General features: G+C 51.8%; 23 protein-coding genes and 1 pseudogene. 1 reads left to right on the top strand and 23 read right to left on the bottom strand.

All coding sequences use genetic code 11. The annotated features are described in order from the left end of the window. Positions 1-85: 85 nt before the first annotated feature. From MTP42_RS07995 to MTP42_RS07975, 5 genes are all read right to left on the bottom strand, one after another. The gene (locus tag MTP42_RS07995) at positions 86-352 is read right to left on the bottom strand and encodes a DUF6870 family protein (protein WP_117465016.1); all 267 of its coding nucleotides are present in this window, start codon (positions 350-352) and stop codon (positions 86-88) included. 433 nt (positions 353-785) lie between these two features. Then, on the bottom strand, positions 786-1,196 hold the full coding sequence (locus tag MTP42_RS07990) for an RNA polymerase sigma factor (protein ID WP_117465015.1): 411 nt from the start codon (positions 1,194-1,196) through the stop codon (positions 786-788). A gap of 430 nt (positions 1,197-1,626) precedes the next feature. Beyond that, on the bottom strand, positions 1,627-2,469 hold the full coding sequence (locus MTP42_RS07985) for a hypothetical protein (protein WP_249257082.1): 843 nt from the start codon (positions 2,467-2,469) through the stop codon (positions 1,627-1,629). Between the two features lie 161 nt (positions 2,470-2,630). Beyond that, a complete protein-coding gene (locus MTP42_RS07980; protein WP_173744472.1) occupies positions 2,631-4,043 on the bottom strand; it encodes a sensor histidine kinase in 1,413 nt (470 codons plus the stop codon). Further along, positions 4,027-4,701 carry a response regulator transcription factor gene (locus MTP42_RS07975; protein WP_442899466.1) on the bottom strand — a complete coding sequence of 225 codons (675 nt, stop codon included), beginning with the start codon at positions 4,699-4,701 and terminating at the stop codon, positions 4,027-4,029. The genes MTP42_RS07980 and MTP42_RS07975 overlap by 17 nt, the downstream gene beginning before the upstream one ends. A 190-nt stretch (positions 4,702-4,891) precedes the next feature. On the opposite strand from MTP42_RS07975, the gene MTP42_RS07970 reads away from it, so the two are divergent. Beyond that, on the top strand, positions 4,892-5,254 hold the full coding sequence (locus tag MTP42_RS07970) for a helix-turn-helix transcriptional regulator (RefSeq protein ID WP_330366484.1): 363 nt from the start codon (positions 4,892-4,894) through the stop codon (positions 5,252-5,254). A gap of 205 nt (positions 5,255-5,459) precedes the next feature. On the opposite strand, the gene MTP42_RS07965 is transcribed toward MTP42_RS07970, so the two are convergent. The 18 genes and pseudogenes from MTP42_RS07965 to MTP42_RS07880 form a co-directional block, all read right to left on the bottom strand. After that, a complete protein-coding gene (locus MTP42_RS07965) occupies positions 5,460-6,806 on the bottom strand; it encodes a relaxase/mobilization nuclease domain-containing protein (RefSeq protein WP_226818927.1) in 1,347 nt (448 codons plus the stop codon). Positions 6,807-6,964: 158 nt separating this feature from the next. Beyond that, entirely contained in the window at positions 6,965-7,312 is a 348-nt protein-coding gene (locus tag MTP42_RS07960; RefSeq protein WP_003020363.1) for a plasmid mobilization protein, read from the bottom strand. Beyond that, positions 7,309-7,473 (bottom strand): hypothetical protein, encoded by a 165-nt coding sequence (locus MTP42_RS07955; RefSeq protein WP_014080207.1) that lies wholly within the window; start codon positions 7,471-7,473, stop codon positions 7,309-7,311. The genes MTP42_RS07960 and MTP42_RS07955 overlap by 4 nt, the downstream gene beginning before the upstream one ends. A 12-nt stretch (positions 7,474-7,485) precedes the next feature. After that, on the bottom strand, positions 7,486-8,070 hold the full coding sequence (locus MTP42_RS07950) for a hypothetical protein (RefSeq protein ID WP_249257080.1): 585 nt from the start codon (positions 8,068-8,070) through the stop codon (positions 7,486-7,488). 183 nt (positions 8,071-8,253) lie between these two features. After that, the gene (locus MTP42_RS07945; RefSeq protein ID WP_442899432.1) at positions 8,254-9,042 is read right to left on the bottom strand and encodes a hypothetical protein; all 789 of its coding nucleotides are present in this window, start codon (positions 9,040-9,042) and stop codon (positions 8,254-8,256) included. A gap of 179 nt (positions 9,043-9,221) precedes the next feature. After that, entirely contained in the window at positions 9,222-9,575 is a 354-nt protein-coding gene (locus MTP42_RS07940) for a cysteine-rich VLP domain-containing protein (RefSeq protein ID WP_055228207.1), read from the bottom strand. Between the two features lie 4 nt (positions 9,576-9,579). After that, positions 9,580-9,756 carry a hypothetical protein gene (locus MTP42_RS07935; protein WP_014080211.1) on the bottom strand — a complete coding sequence of 59 codons (177 nt, stop codon included), beginning with the start codon at positions 9,754-9,756 and terminating at the stop codon, positions 9,580-9,582. Further along, positions 9,753-10,502 (bottom strand): DUF4366 domain-containing protein, encoded by a 750-nt coding sequence (locus MTP42_RS07930; RefSeq protein WP_249257079.1) that lies wholly within the window; start codon positions 10,500-10,502, stop codon positions 9,753-9,755. The genes MTP42_RS07935 and MTP42_RS07930 overlap by 4 nt, the downstream gene beginning before the upstream one ends. 2 nt (positions 10,503-10,504) lie before the next feature. Next, on the bottom strand, positions 10,505-10,759 hold the full coding sequence (locus tag MTP42_RS07925) for a DUF4315 family protein (RefSeq protein ID WP_014080213.1): 255 nt from the start codon (positions 10,757-10,759) through the stop codon (positions 10,505-10,507). A 14-nt stretch (positions 10,760-10,773) separates the two neighbouring features. After that, positions 10,774-12,492, bottom strand: a complete 1,719-nt coding sequence (locus MTP42_RS07920; protein ID WP_249257078.1) for a C40 family peptidase — start codon at positions 12,490-12,492, stop codon at positions 10,774-10,776. Then, positions 12,473-12,748 (bottom strand): annotated as a pseudogene (locus MTP42_RS07915) (VirB4-like conjugal transfer ATPase, CD1110 family); the annotation flags it as partial. The pseudogene MTP42_RS07915 and the gene MTP42_RS07920, both read right to left, overlap by 20 nt. A gap of 117 nt (positions 12,749-12,865) precedes the next feature. Continuing rightward, on the bottom strand, positions 12,866-14,656 hold the full coding sequence (locus MTP42_RS07910) for a reverse transcriptase domain-containing protein (protein ID WP_024739836.1): 1,791 nt from the start codon (positions 14,654-14,656) through the stop codon (positions 12,866-12,868). Between the two features lie 493 nt (positions 14,657-15,149). After that, positions 15,150-17,270, bottom strand: coding sequence for a VirB4-like conjugal transfer ATPase, CD1110 family (locus MTP42_RS07905; protein ID WP_442899431.1), 2,121 nt, complete (start codon positions 17,268-17,270; stop codon positions 15,150-15,152). After that, on the bottom strand, positions 17,227-17,616 hold the full coding sequence (locus MTP42_RS07900) for a PrgI family protein (RefSeq protein ID WP_249257077.1): 390 nt from the start codon (positions 17,614-17,616) through the stop codon (positions 17,227-17,229). Before MTP42_RS07900 ends, MTP42_RS07905 begins: the two co-directional genes overlap by 44 nt. Before the next feature lie 3 nt (positions 17,617-17,619). Beyond that, positions 17,620-18,174, bottom strand: coding sequence for an MT-A70 family methyltransferase (locus tag MTP42_RS07895; protein ID WP_117465002.1), 555 nt, complete (start codon positions 18,172-18,174; stop codon positions 17,620-17,622). Between the two features lie 17 nt (positions 18,175-18,191). Continuing rightward, positions 18,192-18,971, bottom strand: a complete 780-nt coding sequence (locus tag MTP42_RS07890; RefSeq protein WP_187016382.1) for a DNA-methyltransferase — start codon at positions 18,969-18,971, stop codon at positions 18,192-18,194. Next, positions 18,961-19,692: a septation protein SpoVG family protein gene (locus MTP42_RS07885; RefSeq protein ID WP_249257076.1), complete on the bottom strand. Its 732-nt coding sequence runs from the start codon at positions 19,690-19,692 to the stop codon at positions 18,961-18,963. The genes MTP42_RS07890 and MTP42_RS07885 overlap by 11 nt, the downstream gene beginning before the upstream one ends. 15 nt (positions 19,693-19,707) lie before the next feature. After that, entirely contained in the window at positions 19,708-20,574 is an 867-nt protein-coding gene (locus MTP42_RS07880; RefSeq protein WP_249257075.1) for a VirB6/TrbL-like conjugal transfer protein, CD1112 family, read from the bottom strand. Position 20,575: the final 1 nt, after the last annotated feature.

Raw genomic sequence — 20,575 nt, 5'->3', positions numbered from 1 at the left:
ATTATACCTCTGCTCGGGCGGGACAACAAGGATGCCTCCGCCTCGGGACACTTTGTCTCGAAGTAGAAACGGGCCATAACCGAAGTTACAGCCCGCTTTTTTGCCGGAGAAGGAAGTCCGTCAGCGTGTCCTGCAAGGACGGCCCGCTTTCCGCAAATTCAATTTTTACACCGATCCCGCCGATGCAAAAGCAGTATGGATTTTCTACCGCCTGCAAAAACAGAGCGATCCGCTCCTCCCGGGGGAGAGAGGTGTCAAAGATCATACCGCTCACATCCGGCAGGGACTCGGGAGCCACTGCGCCGATGTCAACGCTTTTCATTTGTTCCAGTTCCTTTGCCGTTAATCTCACGGTAAAACCTCCTTATCAAAAATAGGATACGCCTCCCGCATATCATGGGGAAACGCAAGAGGGCAGCACCCAAACGATGCTGCCCTCTTGCCTCACTCCATGTAAGTATAAAATAGAGAACGCCGCTCCCATTTTCTTGCCCTGTCCAAAGACAACCATGCTCAAAGCGGCGTTCCCTCGCAGATAAGGGGACAGCCCGGAGGGACAAGCGGCCAGCCTGTCCTATGCCGGATCGTGGCCGTGGGGCGGCCCGGCCCAGTTGCGGCGTTGGTGTTGTTCGCTCGTTCTTCCGAAGAAAAAGTCACAGCGCACCCGCCACCCGGCTCCCCGGACTATGCCCGGGGCCGCCGCTGTTTATCTGCGAAAAGAAGAATATCTTCTTTCATAAACCGAGACATTTTTTCATCATTTCCAAGTGGGGAAAATGAAAAAATCAAAAAGTTTTTTTCATACGCTCAAGGCCACGCTTGATCGACTGGCGAACAGACTCCTCATGTACGCCCTCGGCCTCGGCAATTTCCTTGATGCTCTTTCCAAGAATGATGTGGGCATCAATCCTGCGGCCCTGGATCTCCGGCAAAGAGTTGAGTGCATTCCACAGACGGATGAACAGCTCCATGCGCTCCAGAAGCTCCTGGGGCGTTGGCTCATGCAGGCAGGCGGAATATTCGATCCCGTCATCGCAGTCCAGAGAATACTGCGCCTTATGCCGGGAGAGCCGCCGCTGGTAGGCCATTTCGTGCCGGGCATCGGACACAAACACTTCGGCTACCTCGTCAGAAACCTCAATAAACTGATCCTGTGTGTACCAATAATAAAAATCCTTCAGATTGATTGTAGTCATAAATAAACCTCCGTTTCGGTGTTGGGTGGATGAGTGACCGAAACGGGGCTCGGTGGGGAGCGGCATCCCGGGGAGCCGCCCCGCACCTCGGGACAATTTGTCTCGAAGTACAAAAAAGCGCCCGCACAGCAAGACGCTATGCAGACGCATGAAATTACATTATCATAATTGTACTGATATATTGTACCTTCATAGTCAGACTGTCCCGGAGGGGGAGCTACGCTTTTTTTAGCTGGTGAAAGTCATGGGAATTGTGAGAAAGTAAGATGGACACGGCGACACCCTCCTATGGGCCGCCGTGGGGTTACTGAATATCCAAAGAGAAACGGCGGCTCTGAAAATTGAGCCGCCGTTTCAAATAGGCGTATTGATAGGCTGCTGTACGACGGCTTTTTTTCTTTTGCCGTCGTGCGGCAGTTAAATGCTTTGTTTAGTTATGGCTTGCATTACCTATGGATTGGTTTCCAGATATTCCGGCCTGTGTATGCTCGTCAAACTCCTCTTGACTGTATTTCTCGATGCCAGTTAATGTTCCGTGATGTTCGCTGTTCAAGTGGCCGTAATCACGAACGGTATAAATGTCTATTGTACCAACACCACTTCCAAGCGTTCTCATTTCGCCTCGGAATTTTCCGCTGGTGAGACTTTCACCATTAGAAGTGAGAACATCCCGGAAATAGCGGACTTCCTCACCATTGAAATACCACTGATCTTTTTCGGCATCATAGGTTACTCCAAATGCCTCATACTCTGCAACGAGCTTTGCAGTTTCGCTATCTTCAAGCGGCGTTCCTGCCATAGCAACGGATGTGCTGTTTTTCAACGCCTCAATATCCCGTGCGTCAAATTCCTGCTGGGTAAACTCTTTTAAGCCAATCAGCTTACCCGCCGGATCAACGGAGCCGTCAGCCGCTTTTGAAAAGCTCTCTAAATCCCGTACAGCATACACATCTACTGTGCCGTTTTCATTTAGAAAATCAATACCGGCGGTTTCATTGTTACCGATGGGATAATAGTCCTCAAACCATCGAACCAAATTCCCGTTGTAGGTAAGTTCATCTTTGACCGCATCATAGGTCATCCCATATTGTTCATAAGGTGCAAACATTTTTTCTTTGTCTGCGGCGGAAAGTGCCGAGCTATCCTCGCTGTTTCCAAGCGCCTCAGAGCTGCCAAGAGGTTGACTGATTTCTTCCTTGATAACGGGATTACCTTGTTCCTGGCTGTTCTGTGGTGTCGTGCTGCATCCAGCCAAACAGCCTAATAAGAGCATAGACGCAGCGCATAATGCCATTCTTCTCATAGTGTTTACCAATCCTTTCTTTGAATGTACCCCAAGTATAGCAAAGCATTTTGGGATACCTTTGGGATTAGTTTGTGATTTATGTGTAGTTAAAAAAAGCGGCAGGTTGTTCACCTGCCGTTGATTGTCCGCTAAATCGTGAAGAAGAATTTAACACCGTTTTCTGTGTTGCAAGCCTCACAATAGCTGTTATGTTGTTGTAAAATTCTTTGAACCATATAAAGCCCTAAGCCGCTACCGCCTGTTCTTCTACTGCGGGATTGCTCCATACGATAAAAAGCGTCAAACAATTTGGGAATATCATCTTCTGGTATATGTGTACCTGTGTTCTCTACGGAGAACAAAAAGCGTCCGTTGGTATTTTGCAAAATAATATCAACGCTTGCTCCATGCGGCGAATACTTTACAGCATTTGAAATCAAATTGGAGAACACCTTTTCAATCAGCAATTTGTTCCCGTTTATAAAAGCGGGAGACTGTATAGCAAGATGTATTTGCAGTTCTTTTGTTGCCACTAAATCATCAATCTCCCTCAAATAGCCATGTATCATGGGAGCGCAATCAAAATGCTCCATTTTGAAATCAACATTGGTTTCCAGCCTTGAAATCGTTAATATTTCCTGCACCATCGTTTCAAGCGTAGCCGCAACTTCCAAGGATCGGGCAAGATACTTTTCGTGGTCTTTATATGCCCCTATACCCAATAGCATCCCCTCTAATTGACCCTTGATAATGGTGATAGGGGTTTTCAGTTCATGGGAAGCAGAAGAAAAGAAATCCTGTTGTGCCCGTTCCAGCACCTTTTGATGTTCAATATCCTTTTGGAGCTGGAGATTTGCACTTTGCAACTCCTCCAAGGTAGCAGACAGTTTCCGGGACAGCGTATTCAAGCTATTCTCCAGTACACCCAGCTCGTCAGAACGGCGTTCCTCAAGTTGCCATTCCAGCTTCATATCAGACATTTCTTTAGAAATCCGACTGATTTTTAATACCGGGTTTGTAATGATACGAGAATACACCCAAGCAGTTGCCAACGATACAAGGAGAATAACGCAAAACAAAATCGGTAATATGCTTACAAATGATTGCCGCAGTTCTGCGATTTGAGAGGCTTCTCCGTAAACTGTTAAAATATATTGGCTATTATCATCTGCAAATGAGAAGTAATAGCTGTTGGATATAATCGGCGCACTTTCATAAGATGCTCCGCCAAGAGCCTCCCCGGTGATCCCATCGTTAAAGCTATTTTGGTTAGACGGTGTTTCCACCAGAACACCATCAGCAGTATAAAGCTCCACCATGCTAATTGTTGTGTTTTGAAGAAACTGATCAAAAAGTCCGCCGCTATCCTGCATACGGATATGTTCTAATTCATAAATAAAGTCGCTGGTCTGTTCATCTAATGCCGCATTGAGATTGTTAGAATAGGTTTGAGGCATATACCAAGCCAAAACGCCATAGACAAGAAAGCTCACGCAGAGCAAAACTGCCACAGTCAGAATAAAGACTTTAGCAAACAGACTGCCTTTAATTCTCTTTATCAACTTTATATCCCACCCCTCTGATTGTTTGAATGAAATCTATTCCCAATTTTTTTCGTAGATTTTTGATATGGGTATCAACAACACGCTCGTCCCCATAAAAATCATATCGCCACAGCTTATCCAACAAGTTCTGCCGGGTCAATATCCGGCCCTGATGGGTCAGCAGTTCCCGCAGTATTTCAAATTCCTTTTGTGTCAGTTCAAAATTAGCTCCGTCCACTGTGGCGGTGTAGCCGTTACAGTTCAAACGCAAATTGCCATAAGTAATGATTTGATACTTTTCATCTGTTCCCCGGTTACTGCGCCGAAGTACAGCCGCAATTTTGCGGAGCAGGACAGGCATAGAAAACGGTTTTGTAATGTAGTCATCCACCTGCAAATCCAATCCTTTAATCTGATCTTCTTCTCCGCTTAATGCGGTTAGCATGATGATAGGAACATCAGATTGTTTGCGTATCAATTCACAGACACCGTAACCGTCAATTTTGGGGAGCATAATGTCCAACACAATCAAGTCATATCGTTCTCCCGCAAATAAAGATAGTGCCTCGACACCATCATTTGCAACAGCTACTTCATATCCTGCTTCTTGTAAAAAATTCTGTAAAAGTTCTTGAATATCAAAATCGTCCTCAACGACTAAAATCCTTTGCATAATAACACCTCCAAAGATAGCGTATCATAGATTTTTGTGATTAAAGTGTAGTTTTCAAATTTTCTTTCTGTTATTATACCTTGTCCGTGTAACATCGGCAACCTTGCCGACGGGCAATAAAATACTACTAAAACATAAAATTGTGTTTCGTTCTCATAGTCAAACCCGAAATGTAAAATAATATAGGGGTGATATGAGAATGTACCAAGACACCAGACGGCTTGACTTCCACGCATTAGGCCGGGAGATCAAGCGCAAGAGAGAGGCGAAAGGCTGGACACAGGAATACCTTGCACAGCTCGTAGACCGTACCCCTCGTTCCATCATGTATTTTGAGAACCGGGGCCAGCATCCAAGCCTGAACACCTTTTACCAAATCGTCACCCTGTTGGATATTTCCGTAGACCAGTTCTTTTATCCTGACAGGCAGAACGGCGAAAGCGACTGCCGCCAGCATATTGACAGGCTGCTCAATACAATGGACGAAAAGGAATTGACGGTCATGGAGGCCACAGCAGAGGGACTACAAAAAGCCAGAGAAACGGAGGTCAAGTAAAAAGGGCCTTCGTTTTTCTCGTTTTTAGGGGGCTTTTCGGGGGTGCCGCTAAATGGCAAGCAATTCGGGTGTGGCCACACTCCGAAATTTTTGCAGGGCGCAGGGCCCGCAAAAATGCTTGTTGGGGAGCTCCCCAAACCCGCTGTACTTCGGGACAAATTGTCCCAAAGTCCCGGTGCGTTGCACCGTAGTCTGCGGCCCGTCACTATCGTTCCTGGGCCTTATTTTCACGCTCGTCTGTTATGCCGAGCAGATGATCAATGTTCGCTTTTATTGCCACGGCCTCCCGCATTTGCCGCTGGGCATCCCGGTATTCTGCATAAAGCTCTTTCTTTTGTCCCGCCAGCTCACGGCGGGATTTTTTTAGTGCTTCAATCTTAGGGAGCTTTGCGCCGTTCAGTATGGTGTTCATGGTATCCTTTGCCGCCCGGTAAGTGGCAAGCTCCACTTCATGCTGGGCCAGATACTTTTTGCTGTACCGCGCAGCCTTGTACCCATCGAACACCGGGCGGGTCTTGGCATAGTCCACCGTGGCAGCCATCAGCTCCGAGGTTTTGGAAAGGGCCTCCTCCGTTGTGCGGAGCTCGTCAGACAGCTTGTGAAAGTGATCCACAGCAGCCTCGGTGCGGGCCGTCAGTGCCGCATAGTCTGTCAGATGATGCTCCTGCAAATACTGGAGCGCGGCGGCCATTTGTTTTAGGTTGTAGACCTTGGCCCATCGTTCATAGGCCGGGCCCTTGCCTTGGGCCATACGCTCTTGAATGTCGATGATGAGATTAACTCGCCGTGGCGGAACCGTGGGCTCCTCTGGTAGTTCAGGGAGTGGACGTTCCCCGGCAATTACCGCCTTGATGTCCTCCGGGTCAAATCCGGCTCCCAGTGTAGAAGCCCGGAGCCGGGTCGGTTTTTCCTGTCCGGGCGCAAGGAATGAGATGACACCGCCGCGCCCCTGTTTTACGGCAAAGCCGGACTCCTCCATGAGACGAAGAAAGTCGGCAAAGTCCGTGGGCTTTTTCTCCAAAGCGGCGAGAACAGCCAGCCGCACCCGCTGCTTGGCAGAGGGCGGCTTTTTCCCGATCCACTGGCCATAGTGAAGAAAGCGGCCCTTGCTGTGCTGGCGCGGATTTTGAATGACAGACAATTCATGTTCGATGCACACGCGGTCAGAGAGCCGCCGCAGGGCAAAGGACGAACCAATAAAATTATGAAATTTCCGGGAGCGGTCAAAGGCCGTTGCATTAAAATAAATGTGATTGTGGATATGGGCCTTGTCGGTATGCGTACAGACAAAGAATTGATGCTTTCCCTTTGTCCAGCGCATCGCAGTTTCATAACCGATACGGTTTGCTTCTTCCGCCGTAACCTCCCCGGGCAGAAACGCCTGCCGGATCTGAAAGAACAGTGCCCCGCGAGATACGGCCCGGCCTGTCTCTGCAAGGTATTGACTTTTTACCAGAAGAAACTCGGCGGGAGCCGTGTTCAGATCGCAGAGATAGGAAGATACGGCTCCCAGCTTTTCCGGGTTCAGGCCATAGGTGAAACGATCCTCCATCGTTTGAATTGCACTTTTTCCCGCCGCTGTTTTATAAGGGCGGATGTAGGTGGTCGCCGTAAAAATCCCTCCTTCCGGCAAACAGTATTTTTACTTTGGGACACTTTGTCCCGAAGTAGAAAAAGCCGGGGAGCGGTATCAACCACTCCCCGGATGGATCAGAGCTCTACCAGCGCGGAGAGCTGTTTCAAGAGATCAGACAGCGGCCCCCACAAAGCGGCATAGTCCCGCTGCAAGGCCGCGAGTTCTTCGGGATAAATCGCGCCGTAGGTGTTGGCTTGAATTGCCACTTGGTTCAGATTGTTGGAGCAGCGCCGCTGGAGCGAAACCAGCTCACGAACAGGCGAAAGGTCAACATGAAGCACATACCCACTCAGGGCCATTTTCCGCATATAGGCTCCCATATTACGGATGCCAGCCTCCGCCATACGTTCTTGAATCAGGGCCTGCTCCGCCTCCGACACCATCACATGAAGATGGATCGGACGGCGGCGCTTTTTTGTCATCGCTCCTCACGCTCCCGGCTGCGGCAGGCGCGGGGCGGCTCCTTTACCTTATCCAGCGGCTTTTCCTGTTCGTCTGCCGGAACAGGGTGCGGCAAATGAAATTCACGGTGCAGGCGCAGCACCTCCAGTACAGACAATTCCTGTTCACGTTTCTTTTCCATATACGCACCTCCTTATCTATCGCCACGGTCAGGCTGCCTACGCTGGGGAGCCGGAGCCTCTGAGCCGCGATCTGCCTCCGCCAACTTTGCAGCATTTTTCATCTGCTCGGCAATCGGACGGGGCCTGTCGGGATTATCAGGCGCAGGACGCAGCTCATAGTCGGATGCCTGTTTTTCCGTTAGCGGGCGGGTATAGGTAAGATAGCCCCAAGCCAAGAACGAGCCATTTTCCACCGGGATGCGCTGATCGTAATTGAAGATTTCATCCGGCTTGTTATAAGGCGGCTTCGGGAATGTCCCGATGTCCACAGGCCGCTGGGTCGAATAATACTTGTAAAGGCCGGGAGCCTCGGTCTGCCTGATCCCGACGTTATAAATACGCTGATAGTCCTGCACCCGGTCTGTGAAATCCTGTTCCATCGCGGTGCGGTCATTTCCATAGTGACCCCATTCATACTGCCGCTGGCCGTCCTTGTCATCATAGCAGGCCCATGTGACATAGCGGGATGGCGCGGTGGGATGTTCGTCCAATGCAAATCCTCGTCCATTTTCCAGCATGACCGCCTTCAAAATGGCGTAGCCTTGATTTTTGTCCATAGTACACCTCCCATCATCGAGACATTTCTTTGTTTTCTCTTTTCACAAACGGCTGGAGCTGATAGGGGCTTGTACCGTCCTCGGGCCGCAGAAAGTCTATCCGGGCCGCAGCACGGATGGCGTTCTGGTTAAGCTGCCGCTGCCATGCCCCTTGGCTGGGAGCCCACTTAAAGCCGTTGCTTTTCAGTTCCTGCCGCTGATTGGCATCGGGCTTTTCCTCAAAATAAGCTGCAAACGATTTTCAGCCTCGTTGATTTTTGCCTCGCCTCCGGGGAATGTCCAGCCTGCAAACTCGGAGCGGCTGATCAGTTCCTCAATGCGCTGGCGTACACGGCGGATATTGGCGTTGTTGTTGGAAAGCAGATAGGCGGGGTATGGCTTGCTTTTGTCCAAGTGCCATGACTGCGCCATATCTGCTTTGAGCTTTTCGGCCTGCTCCGGCGTAAGCTCCGGGCAGCCGTCCAGCGTTTTGTGTTTCCGAAAATACGCATTGACCGCCTTCATGGTGGCCTGCAGGGACTCCAGCCCCTCCAGCTTTTTTGTCAGCTTTTCCACGGCCAGATCGTCATCCGCGCTGATCCCACCCATTCCAACAGAGCGGATTTTATCAAGCAGCTTTGAAATCTCCGCATACTCTCCATAGTTGCGATCCCGGGCGGCGTTCTGCTTGTGCTTTTTTGTCACAGGGAAATTGCCGCCCCCGGAGATCAGAATAGAGGGCACCCGGGCATCAATCACATTGCGTTCATTCAGATTTTCCGCAAGTTTCCGGGCATAGCGATCCACCAGAGCGTCAATCTTATCGTGGTACATGGGATCGACACGGGCTTTCTGGCGTTCCGCCGCTGCATACGCTTCATCGACCATTGCCCGGTAGCTCGTCGTAGCGGAGCCCGGCTGATAGTCGGAAAAGCTGTTCATATCCTTTGCCCGCTTTGCGGCTTCTTCATTGATCGGATAATATTTCGGCATAGTACCTCCTTCCACAAAAGCCGGAACTTTGGGACAAATTGTCCCAAAGCCCCGGCAGCTAAAATGTTGACAGCATCTCACGGAAACAGGGCCGGACATAGAAACATACGCCTCCCGCAGAAAAGGGCCTTAAAAAGCCTTGTCACAGGCGGGTTTTGGATGTCCTAATTGTCAACACATCAGCCCCGTTTTTTCCGCATATATTCCCGCTGCTGTCTGCGGTGTGCCGCCTTTGCACAGGCCGCCGAACAATAGGTTTGCCGTCCATCAGGAGCCACGGCTCTGCCGCATACCGGGCAAGCCTTGAAATCCGGCCTTGGCCCCTCTGTCAGCAGCGCAGCCTCCAGCGCCGGATCAAGGGGCAGAACAGCCTCGCGGAAGTAGCGGCAATAAGCCCCCGTCCAGCATTTCCCAAACATATAGCACTCGCAATCCAGCGGCAGGCAGCCGCAGTCCCGGTCATAGTTGGCACACCATTTTGACACCAGCCTGCGGATTGCCGCTTTTTCTGTCCGGGTCAGTTCTCGGCCCACAGTATCACCTCCCGTTGCCCGGTGGTTTGAGCTGCTCCCGGTAGCAGAACACGCAGCCGATCCCGCGCCAGTAAGGGCAGCCGTCACAACGGGAGCCCTTCGGCGGCAGGCTTGGCGGCACACCCTTAAAGTAGCTTTTTTCTTTCATAAATCCCTCATAGGGGTTGTTGGTAAATCTCATTCATTATCCTCGCTTTCGGTATCGTCCTCGTCCCAAGGCGGCCCATCGTCCTCGGGATCGTCATAATCAGCCAGTTCCTCACTGTAATCCTCTTCGGGTACAGCAGCTTTTTCATGCTTCGGGCGGTAGATTTTGAAGTACCAGCCTGCACCGCCGCCCAGAACAGCCACTGCCAAGATCAGCAGAAGCGTCCCGGTATTACTTTTCTGCTGGGGCTCGGGTTCCGGCTCCTCCGCAGGTTCCGTCACCGGGGCGGGTTCGGGAGCTGTGCCAGCACACTCGGTCATGTTGACCGCGCAGACCTCACAATCCGTATTGATGGCTCCGGGCGCACATTTTTCTGTGCAGGAGCAGGCCGGAAGTTCTCCGCCAGCGGCCTCCAGTGCCGCCAGCAGATCGGCTTCATCCACCATGTTCAGAAAGTAGGTGTGATACTGTTCGCCGTCCTCGTCCACAGGCTTGTCATAATCAATGACAATGTAAAAGGTGTTGCCGCCGCTGGTTTCCACCGTGATGAACTGCTTGTTGGTTGCAGCATCATAGAGCAGATCGCGGGTCACAAGGTTTCCATCCTCCGAAAAGCCCTCGCCCGGGGTAATGGTAGGTGCAGGCTCCGTGGCCGGAGTTTCTTCCACAACAGGCGGTTCCTCATTCCCACTGTCCGAATAGGCGTAGGCCGGAATCGCAAAGCCGCATAAAAGAACGGCGGAGCAAAGCCCCGCCGCCAACATACGAAAGTGTTTCATATTCAGTTTTCCTCCTTCTTTTCTTCTTCGGACTTCGGGACACTTTGTCCCAAAGTGCCGCCGTCCTTCAGCTTCTCAAACAGCAGCGGGAGCTCCGTAAGGGAAATGCTCATGCCGCGCACAATGTCCACGATCTCGCTGTTTTCCGCCTCCAGCTTTTTCTGCTCCAGCTCCTTGAGCCGGGCCTGCTGTTCACTGATTTTAGCCTTGACCTTATCAATCTCGGCCTGAATTTTCATGCTTTTGGTAGTTGCCATTTCAAAACCTCCTGTCACGGTAAACGCCCGTAGGCGTAAAAATGAGATTGCCAGTAGCTTGTATTCAAATTTGCGTAGCCGATGGGATCTCCGCAATGCAGCATTTTCCCGTCACCGACATAAATCCCGCAATGGCTCACGCCCGGCGTGTCATAGGTGCCTTTGAAGAACACCAGATCACCGGGTTTGGGAGAGCTGGTCGGCGTACAGATGTTATAGAGCCCTTGGGCTCCCAGCCTGCCCACATTCCAGCCGGAGTGATTGATGACCCACGAAACGTACCCCGAGCAATCAAAGGAAGTGGCGGGAGAACTGCCGCCCCACACATAGGGATAGCCGATGTATTTCTGTGCTTCGGCAAGCATCGCGGCAAAGGTTTCATCGTCCAGATATTCTCCGGGCACTTCGTAGTCACCGGGTTTCCCGGTAATGTACTTGTTCACATAGGGAGAATCCGGGAACAGATCAGGGCGGTTTCCCAGCGTTGCCATATAGATGGCATACCTGGAAAGCTGATCCTCGCCCATAACGTACACAGGTACATGGGACAAATCAAAGTTTTCCAGCGTGACCGTACAGATATAATAGTCGTAAGGCACCTGATAGGTGTCTGTATGGGAGTTGCCGTCCTCGTCCGTCCATGTGTCGGTTTCCGTGCGATACCGGGTTTCCGCCACCACATCCTCGGTCAAAATGTACTGGTGGTCAAAGAGCATTTGCAGCGTTCCCTGTACCTCGCCTATTGTCCATTGTCCCTCATGGAGCGCACACAAAAGAGAAAGCAGCACATAGGGATCATGTTCGATTTCGTCCAGATCGAAGTGGTATTCGTCATAGTCATGGGTGCTTTCATAGGTGTCCAGATAATGCTGTAAATCATCTTCCAACGCACAATAGGCGGCTTCGGCGGCCAGCATATCCCGATCCTCACAAGGATAGGTGCTGGCCCCTAATGCACCGGCCCCGGCGTTCCCCAGCATAAGAATGGTGGAGGAACAGGACTGCATAGCAAACAGGAGCAACACACAGAGCACCGCGACCACGGCACCTGCGGGATGACTTTTGACAAATTCCACTGCCCGGGCAGTCAGGCGTTCTGTGGCTGTGGCAGTTTTCCCAGCCGCAGCCGCGCCCTGCTTTGCAGCCTCCTTTGCCTGCTTGCGATATTGCCTGCGGAGCCGTTGCTTCTGCCAGTAGCGGGTAAGCACATTTTTCGTCAGCTCCGGGTGCTCCTGTGCGGCGGTGTGAAAATGGTAGTCCGCCGTGTACTTGGTATAGCGAGCCTCGGCCTTGCGTACCACCTTTGCCGGATGTTCCCGGACTTTACGGCGCACAAAGCGGGAGCCATGCCGCAGCGCGGTTTCTCCCACAAGCTCAGAACGGTGTGCGCCTTCCGTGCCGACATTTTCCTGTTCCACTTCAAAAATTTTGCCATGCACGAAGCTGTGAACGGAACCACTGGCAACACGGCCTATGCGTTTCACCGGGCCGGGCTTTTTCGGCGGCTTTTGCTTTGCCAGCTTCTCCCGGGCCTGTTCCAGCTTTTCGCCTTGGGACTCCATGCGGAGCTTTGCCGCCGCAGCCTGTTCCTGCTGGCTCTTTTTGCGGAACTTGGACTTCGGGACACTTTGTCCCGAAGTGCCGGAAGCCTCCGGCCTGGGCTGCTCCCCGTCAGGGGCGTGGGCGGTCTGCGACCAAGCCTCCTCCTTGGCCTTATTCGTTTTTCGTTTCATTCTTCATATCCTCCGGGCGGGTAGTCAGCAGGTCATAGATTTCTCCGCGAGGGAACCGATCCACAAACGGGATGGTCACATTTCCATAGAACAACAGGCCCTCGCCGGAATTGCTGTGTGTGATATAAGAAAGCTGGTGCTCGGAAATGCCGAGCTGTTTTGCCAGAATGGTACGGTCACTCTGCGCCTGCGAAAGCAGGATCATAAAATCCGTGTTGTCCAGAATGTTCTCGATTTCCCGGCTGGCCAAAAGGTCGTAGGGTAGGGTAAAGGCGCCTTGCCGCCGCTGGCGGTAGGTTTCCTACACCCTCCCTCGGAACCGGACTTACTCCTCTCAAAGTATCCGGCTCCCCATTAGTAATTGACGTATTGATTAGTGTCTGTGTATTCTTTCATGGCACTTGCTGCAAACGACAAGCGTTTTTCTCCGCTTCTTTTTCATCACGGTTTCCCAATCAGAATTACCCAATTCGTTTAAGTTCCGTATAACGTGAACCTCATACAAATCGGCTTCTTTACACCCACATAATTCACAAACTCTGGCATTGAGCCGCTGTCTGATAGTGGTTTTCCAGCTAAATTTCTTTCTCTGATAGATGATGTCACTCGCTTCGCCACGCTTACAGTCAGCGATTTTAACGGGGCGCACACGCTTTGTCCCTGTTTTGGTTTCATAAGGAACAGACCATGTTTTCCCGTCTTTATACTGGCGAATGATTTTGCGGATACTGGTTTTATGCTTATTAGCAATCGTTTTTAAGCAACTGTACTCCATGAGATAGCAGAAGTAGTCCAACGTGTGATAATCACAAGCCAGATTGTAATAGTTGCATAACCCTCTTGCTTCGGCATTGTACTGTTCCACAATTTCATAATCCGCAAGGTTGAGAAGTCCGGCTCGGTGTATCGGCTGAAACTCCCCGTTTTCCTTTTGGCGAATGACTTTCTTTGCAAACATGAATTTTTCAATCTTTTCCGTATGGGGAATAGACAAGGCAACTTTCATGTGCAGGGTACGGGATTTTCTCCACGTTCCGTTTTTCATTCTGTGACCTTTGACTTCCTGATTTCTGCGGACACAAATATCATAGCCAATGAAGCGGACTTTTTCGGAGCTGTGCGTTATCAGCGTCTTTTCCTCGCTCAGAGTTAATTTCAGCTCTGTGCTTAGAAATTCAGCGATTTCGGCTTTCAATTCCTCACATTCCGTTTTTGTGCCACACACGCCTGCCAGCCAATCGTCCGCATAACGGACAAAAGTAAACTTCTTGTTGTCGGCAGGTTTGCAGGGCAGATTTCTCATAGCTTTCTTCTGCGCCCTATGCTGGTCAATCAGTTCTTGTCTTGCCGCTTCATCAGAGGTATGGTCAATCCAGTAAGACAGTCTTTTTAATTCTTTGCTTGCCGCATGATATTCCAGTGTCTGATATGCAGACCTCGGCTTATCAAAGAGTTCTGCGATTTCCCGAAACTTCTTGTCCAGCTCATTCAGATAGATATTTGCAAGTATCGGGGAACAGATACCACCCTGCGGAGAACCGCTGTAAGTGGCGTTGTACTTCCAATTCTCGATATACCCAGCTTTCAAAAACTGGCGAATGATGTTCAGAAAACGACTGTCCTTGATTTTCCTGCTCAAAATCTCAATCAATTTTTCGTGATTGATGTTATCAAAACAACCTTGTATATCGCCCTCGATAAACCAGACCACGCCTGTGAAGTCAGAAGAAATCTGACGCAGTGCGGTATGACAGCTTTTGCCCGGTCTGAAACCGTGGGAATGACTGTCAAAGACAGGTTCATAGATAGCTTCCAAAATCATTCTGACAACTTCTTGCAGGAGCTTGTCACGGAAAGACGGGATACCCAGCGGACGGAGTTTTCCATTTTTCTTTGGAATATACTCACGCCTTACAGGATTAGCCTTGTAGGTTCCGTCCTTTAGTGACTGGATTAACTCTTTTATATAGAAGTCACTGAAACCGTCTGCGGTATCGTCGTCGATACCCTGTGTTGTTGCACCTTTGTTTGCATAAAGTTTCTGATAGGCGGCGTAGTAAATATCTTCACGAAGCAAGTATCTGTAAAGTCTTGTGAATACGCCGTCTTTGTGTTCGCTGGAACACTTTTCAATACGCTCTAAAATTTCAGATGTTGGTTTCATTGAGGTTTCTCCTCCCTTTCATTCTTACATTTTAGATGTTACTAACTGGCTCCCTTCGCCATGTAAGGGTCATTACCCCTCTCGGACTACTATGGAGCCTCCGTTACCATATCCGGCAAATGAGCCGGACTTAGGCAATCCCCAGTTAGCACTGTGCATAGGTTAGTGAAGATTGTCGGATATGCTTTCGGTTCGTTGTGACGTGTTCTCACGCCTGTTTCATAACGTGTTGGCAGTTATCCCGCCGTGAAAGATGACGTGACAGCGTTATGACATGGGTTTCAGGACTTTTCCCACACCTGCAAAAAACAGGAACTGGAACCTTACATTCGATAAGCCCAATCTTATCCTCATATCTTCTTAACATTAGGAAACAGTCGCACCTAAGTCCTTTGGTGACTATTCCTTTTTCTGCCATGCGCTGTTCCCGTAAAGGATTTCTCCTTAGTCGGTAAGGCAGATTGTTTCGCACACTGCCGTGTGCGGCAGTACCTTAGACTGCTTTGCACAGCGCCCTATCTGGGCGCACTTTGACGTTCTGTGTCAAAGCAGACGGCACACATCCTTTTTTACGCAGCATTTTCCAGACCGCCACAAAGTAGCTGGCCGTCAGCGGATCTCGCAGCAGAATGTGAAACTCGTCAAAATAGCACCAAGTCGCCGCGCCCTCGTGGAAGTTCTGATCCACCGCCTGCGAAACAAACTCATTTGTGATGTGCATTGCAATCTTTCTAAGGTTTTCACCCATGTTTTTCAGAACGATGCACACCACACGGCTGTCCGTCTTGACGTTGGTAGGATGGTTAAAGAGATTGAGGGAGCCTGTGCAATAAAGCTCTAAGGCAGTTGCCACGCGCCGGGCTTCGGGCTCCGGCTGGCGTAAGAGCTCTTCGTACAAATCCTGCAACAGCGGCGTTTTTGCGGTTTCCAGTCCGAGCGCCTGTTCCCGGTACACCAAACGCACACAGCGGTCAATGACCGTCTTTTCAATGGGCTGCAAGCCTTCCTTGCCGCCGACCACCAGCTCGCACAGGGACAAAAGAAAATCCGCCTTCATGGAAAGCGGGCTTTCTCCGGCAGCCATATTGAGCTCCACATCCATCGGATTGAGATGGTGCGGGCTGTCCGGGGCAATCTCGATCACCTGACCGCCCAGCCTTCGCACCAGCGGCGCGTATTCGCCCATCGGGTCAACCACGATGATCCGATCCTGCGGGATGGTGAGAAACACATTCAAGAGCTCGCGTTTTGCGGCAAAGCTCTTTCCGGAGCCCGTAGAGCCCAAGTACATCCCGTTTGCCGATTTCAGCTTTTTGCGGTCAGCCATGATGACATTGTGAGAAAGTGCGTTCATGCCATAGTAGAGGGCCTGTCCAGCCATGCGGAGCTCCCTTGTCATAAAGGGGATAAAAATGGCTGTGGAGCTGGTTGTCATACCGCGCTGGATTTCTACCTCGTTGTAGCCAAGGGCCAGCGAAGAAACAAAGCCCTGTTCCTGTTGCCAGTCCAGACGGCGCAGAGCGCAGTTGTATTTCTGCGCGATGCCGCCCACGGTAAACACATCGTTTTCCAGCCGCTGGCGAGTAGGGGCAAGGTTTACCACCGTAAAGGTCAGCAGAAACATTCGCTCATTGCGGGATTGCAAATCAGCCAGAAGCTCCGCCGCGTCCTTGCTGAATGTAATCAGGTCAGGGGGAAGAATGTCCGGGTCATAGCCGGAGCGCACAGCCTTTCTCTGTTCCTCCACTTTCATTTTCCCAATGTCCGAGATTTTCCCCTTGATGGTCTTGATTGCCTTGAGCTGATCCACGGTCTGAATGTGCATGGTCACGGTCATTTCCGCATCCAGCTCCAAGATTTCCGCCAGCAGCTTATCCGAAAGCTCCGATGCCATAATCTGCAAGTAGGACACCGCGCCCCAATACTGGCCGATACGGAATGTGCGGGACTGGCGGAAGTCGAGACTGTCCGGGGCAATAAAGTCTTTTGTGCCAAGCCCGGTCTGCGGGATGTCTTTCCACGAAAAGCGGAACGGCTCGCGGCTCCCCGGATGCATCTGGCTATGAAGCAGCGCAAGGCGGGCCCGCCCGTCCATCGGCTCCGAGGGAACGCCCAGCCGCTTAAAGTTTCCCATGACATCGGCCTCCACACGCTCCAGACGGGGCCGTGCCTCCGCAATCCCCTCGGCGGGTATGCCAAAGGTGATGTATTTTGAGCGTTCAATGCCGTTGTTGCTTTTGGCAATCTGATTTTTCAGCATCCCGGTAAACTCGTCCCTGACGCTGTTATAGTTGTCATCCGCTTTCGGGATATTGACCTGATAGCGGCTGCGGGAATGGGAACGGCGGTTGATAAAGGAAAGCTGGAACGGCAGCGAGCTGTCAAAGTAGTTGAGAAATGAGCTCCATCCGCTGAATATGGCGGTCTGATCCTCGGTGGATGCCACAGAGTAATTGATGTCCTCATATTCCACGGTCTTTGTATAGAGCCCGCCCGGCAGCTTGCACACACCGTCCGGGTGCATGGACAGATACGGGATCGTCTGCTGGGCGGACAGGGCCGCCCGGCCTTTACCCTTGGCGGCGGCTCCGTTTTTCTTCTTTGCGTTTTTCAATCACATCCTCCTTTCCAGCGCCCGGCCCGGCAAAGGGCGCATAAATGTTTTCGGTTCGGTAGGCCCTGATCCCCGGCCTTAGAAACTTGGCCCGGATGATATTCCGCACAACCTTTTCAAAGGGCAAGCCGTCCTTTTCATACATGGCCAGCAGGAACGCCGGGAGCATAATTCCCAGCATGAGAAACATCGCCCCGGTATTGCCGAGGGTGCCACGGGTCAGCAGATAGGCCGGAATCCCCACCGCGCCAGCGCTGCCGAAGCAGACAAGCTGGCGTTTGGTGAGGTTGAAAGCCATCTTTGTTTTGATTTTGGATAAATCGTTTGGTACGTTTACATAGGGCATAGATCACACTCCTTTCTGCACTTCGGGACAATGTGTCCCAAAGTCCGGGATGGTTGGTGTTACTTCATTTCCCCATACAGCCCAACCGGGCGGGGTCTGTCTGGCAAAGAGCTCCACGCGGGGCAGATCGCCCATCAGGGAAATGATTTTGGCGCGGGCCTCGTCCGGCTTTTTGCTGTGGGCCTCAATCGGGGAAATGATAAATTGATGGATGTTGGCAGCCTGCCGCTTCGGGTGTCCCTTGGTTGCCAGCAGGCAGATTTCCGCGTTGCCCCTCGTCCAGAAGCCAAGGCCGTAAAACCAGCTATCCGCCTTCTTGTTCTTTTTCAGCCAGACGAAAGCAACGCTTTTGTAGGTGAAGCCCCAAGCCTCGATCAGCCGGAGCGCCTCCGGGAGCTGCGGGAAAGTGGCCCATAAAAAGAGTGCGCTGTCCGGGGCTGCAAGATCAGCCACAGGCAACGCACATAACTCCTCAATGCTCATAGTGGGATAATGTTTTTCCGCCGCGCCCTGTACTTTCTTAGCCGAGTAGCGCCAAGGGGGATCGGCGTAAATGATAGAATACTGCTGGATAATTACACTCCTTTCTCGCCAGAGCTTTTTACTGCCTGCGCCGCACGGATGCGCTCACTGGCAGCGGCATAAAAGGCCGGGGCCGTTTCAAAGCATACAAAGCGGCGTTCTGTGTTGATAGCTGCAATCGCGGTTGTGCCGGAGCCCGCGCAAATGTCCGCGACCAGTTCGCCGGGGCGGGTATAGGTGCGGATCAAATACTCGCAGAGCTCCACGGGCTTCTGCGTGGGGTGGATGCCGCCGGACACCGTAGGCACAAAAAGCACATTTCCGGGATAGCGGCGGCCATCGTTGGACTCCGAGCCCTGCCGTTCAAATTTTCCATAGTTGGAGCTTGTACCGCTTCGGGAATGTACGCGGGTATAAGGCTTGCCATAAGTAAACTGCGGATTGTAGACCGGGGACTTCTGGTAAAACACCAAGATATTCTCGGACTTTTTCAGCGGAGCCCGGTTTGCATTGAGAAAACCTGTTCCGCGCTCCTTGTACCAAATCCACTCATAGCGGAGCATGGCGAGGTTGGATGCGCCCAGCACCTTGTCAAAGGGGCACTGTGCGAAGAACAGCACCGCACCATTCGGCTTGACCGCCCATTTCACCGCCTCCCACAGTTCCGGGAGCGGCAGGGGCACATCCCAATAATTCCGGGTTGTGCCGTAGGGCGGATCGGTCAGCAGCATATCCACGCTATGTTTTGGCAAAGAACGCAGGCCCTCGATGCCATCCATGAGAAACAAGCCCTCCTTCGGGACACGTTGTCCCAAAGTGCGGCTATCGGTCATTGCGGGCCTCCTTTGCCTTGGCAGGTGCAGGCCGAGCGGCGTTTTCTTTTCCCGCCTGTTTTGCGGCCTCGGCCATCTGCTCCTTGATCGGGGCAGGCCGTACCGCCTGGGCCCGTGCAACAAGCTGTTCCACCGCCGCATGATACGCCTCCACACCAGCCGCATTGATCCGCTCCTGTGTGGCGCGGTCAGGAATCCGAACCGTAGCCCGGTATCCCGTCCGGCTGGCAGGATCGGGCTTAGAGGGAGCACCGAGGAAAATCCCGTTTTTCCCGTCCACAACCTTAAAATCATCGATGACCACACCGCCAAAATTGACGCTGGCGAAGCCGATCAACTTTCCCTGCGGCTCAATCGGGCGAACAGATACCGTGATCGGAACAACCGCCTCCTGCAAGATGGCATCCGTCCGCATTTTTACTGCCTCGTCAATGCTAACGCCCTTGACTTCCGCAAGCTCCGCGATGGGGGCCTCAAACAGCCAGCGCCGCTCCTCCGCAGCAATCTGCTCCGGGGTCAGCAATACATCGTCTTTCTTACTCAGATAAAATTCCTCCTTTCCGCTTGCCGGAGCAGGCTGGGCGGGGTCGTCCATCAGCTCTTTTCTTTGTAGGACGGCCTCCGTTTCCGCCATAAAGCGGTAAGCGTCCGCTTCAGTAAACTCCTCCGGCGTTTTTCCATTCCACAAGCGCGTTCCATCCGCCCCGTATCTTCTCGGCATAAGCACCTCCTCCTGTTAATGAGCGCCAAAGATACGCTGGGCAATGCTCCCTGTCTTAAAGAGCATGAAGCAAAGCAAAACCGTGTAGCCCACAGTTCCCCAAATCGCCCCGATGGGATCGCCGCTTGTTGCGATGCCTTGAATGAGCACCGCGTAAATTGCAACACATACGAGGATCAGCAGCCCTTGAAAGCCCACGGCAAACAGGGACTTGATATAGTTCTGCCCGGTGCCGCCAAGCTCCCGGTTGGAAAGCGTAGCAACGGGGATGGGGGCCAGACTGGTCAGCAGATAGATTTCCAGCATCCTGCCATACACCAAAACGAAAATGATAATCCCCATCGCCTTCATCGTAAATCCAATGAGCGCAGACTGCAGCCACAGCCCCAAAAGCGGCCCCAAGTCCATCGTCTCCAGCGAGGTTTCCAGTTCGGCAAGCATATCCGCCGAAACATCGGTAGAGCCTTGAATGAGCCCGCCTGCCTGTGCGATAACGCTCTGCGACACATCGAACACAGCCATGACGATATTGAATGTATTTGACAGGATTAAGATTGCACAGGCTGTTTTGAACATCCATTTATAGAGGGTCGCAACGTCAACCTCGTGCATATTGTTCTTTTCCAAAAGCATCTGTATGAGCTCATAAGTGGCAACAAAGGTCAGCACCATTCCGGCAATCGGCAGGATCACCGTTTCGGAAAGCTGTCGGATCAGGGAGAAAACCCCGGCGTGCCACGCCGCCGGGGTAGTCCCTACCTGTGCCGCAATCTCTCCGACTTGGGTATTGACGGTATCAAAAAGCCCTTCGAGGTTTCCCATGATCCCGCCAATCAGAAGCTCTTTGAGCCAGTTTGTGAGCCAGTCGGTGAGAAAATCCATA

Origin of the sequence: Faecalibacterium sp. I2-3-92 (assembly GCF_023347315.1) — a bacterium.
Classification (GTDB): Bacteria; Bacillota; Clostridia; order Oscillospirales; family Ruminococcaceae; genus Faecalibacterium; species Faecalibacterium duncaniae.
Note: the sequence above shows the minus strand (reverse complement) of the source record. Positions and strands in the feature narration are given on the sequence as shown.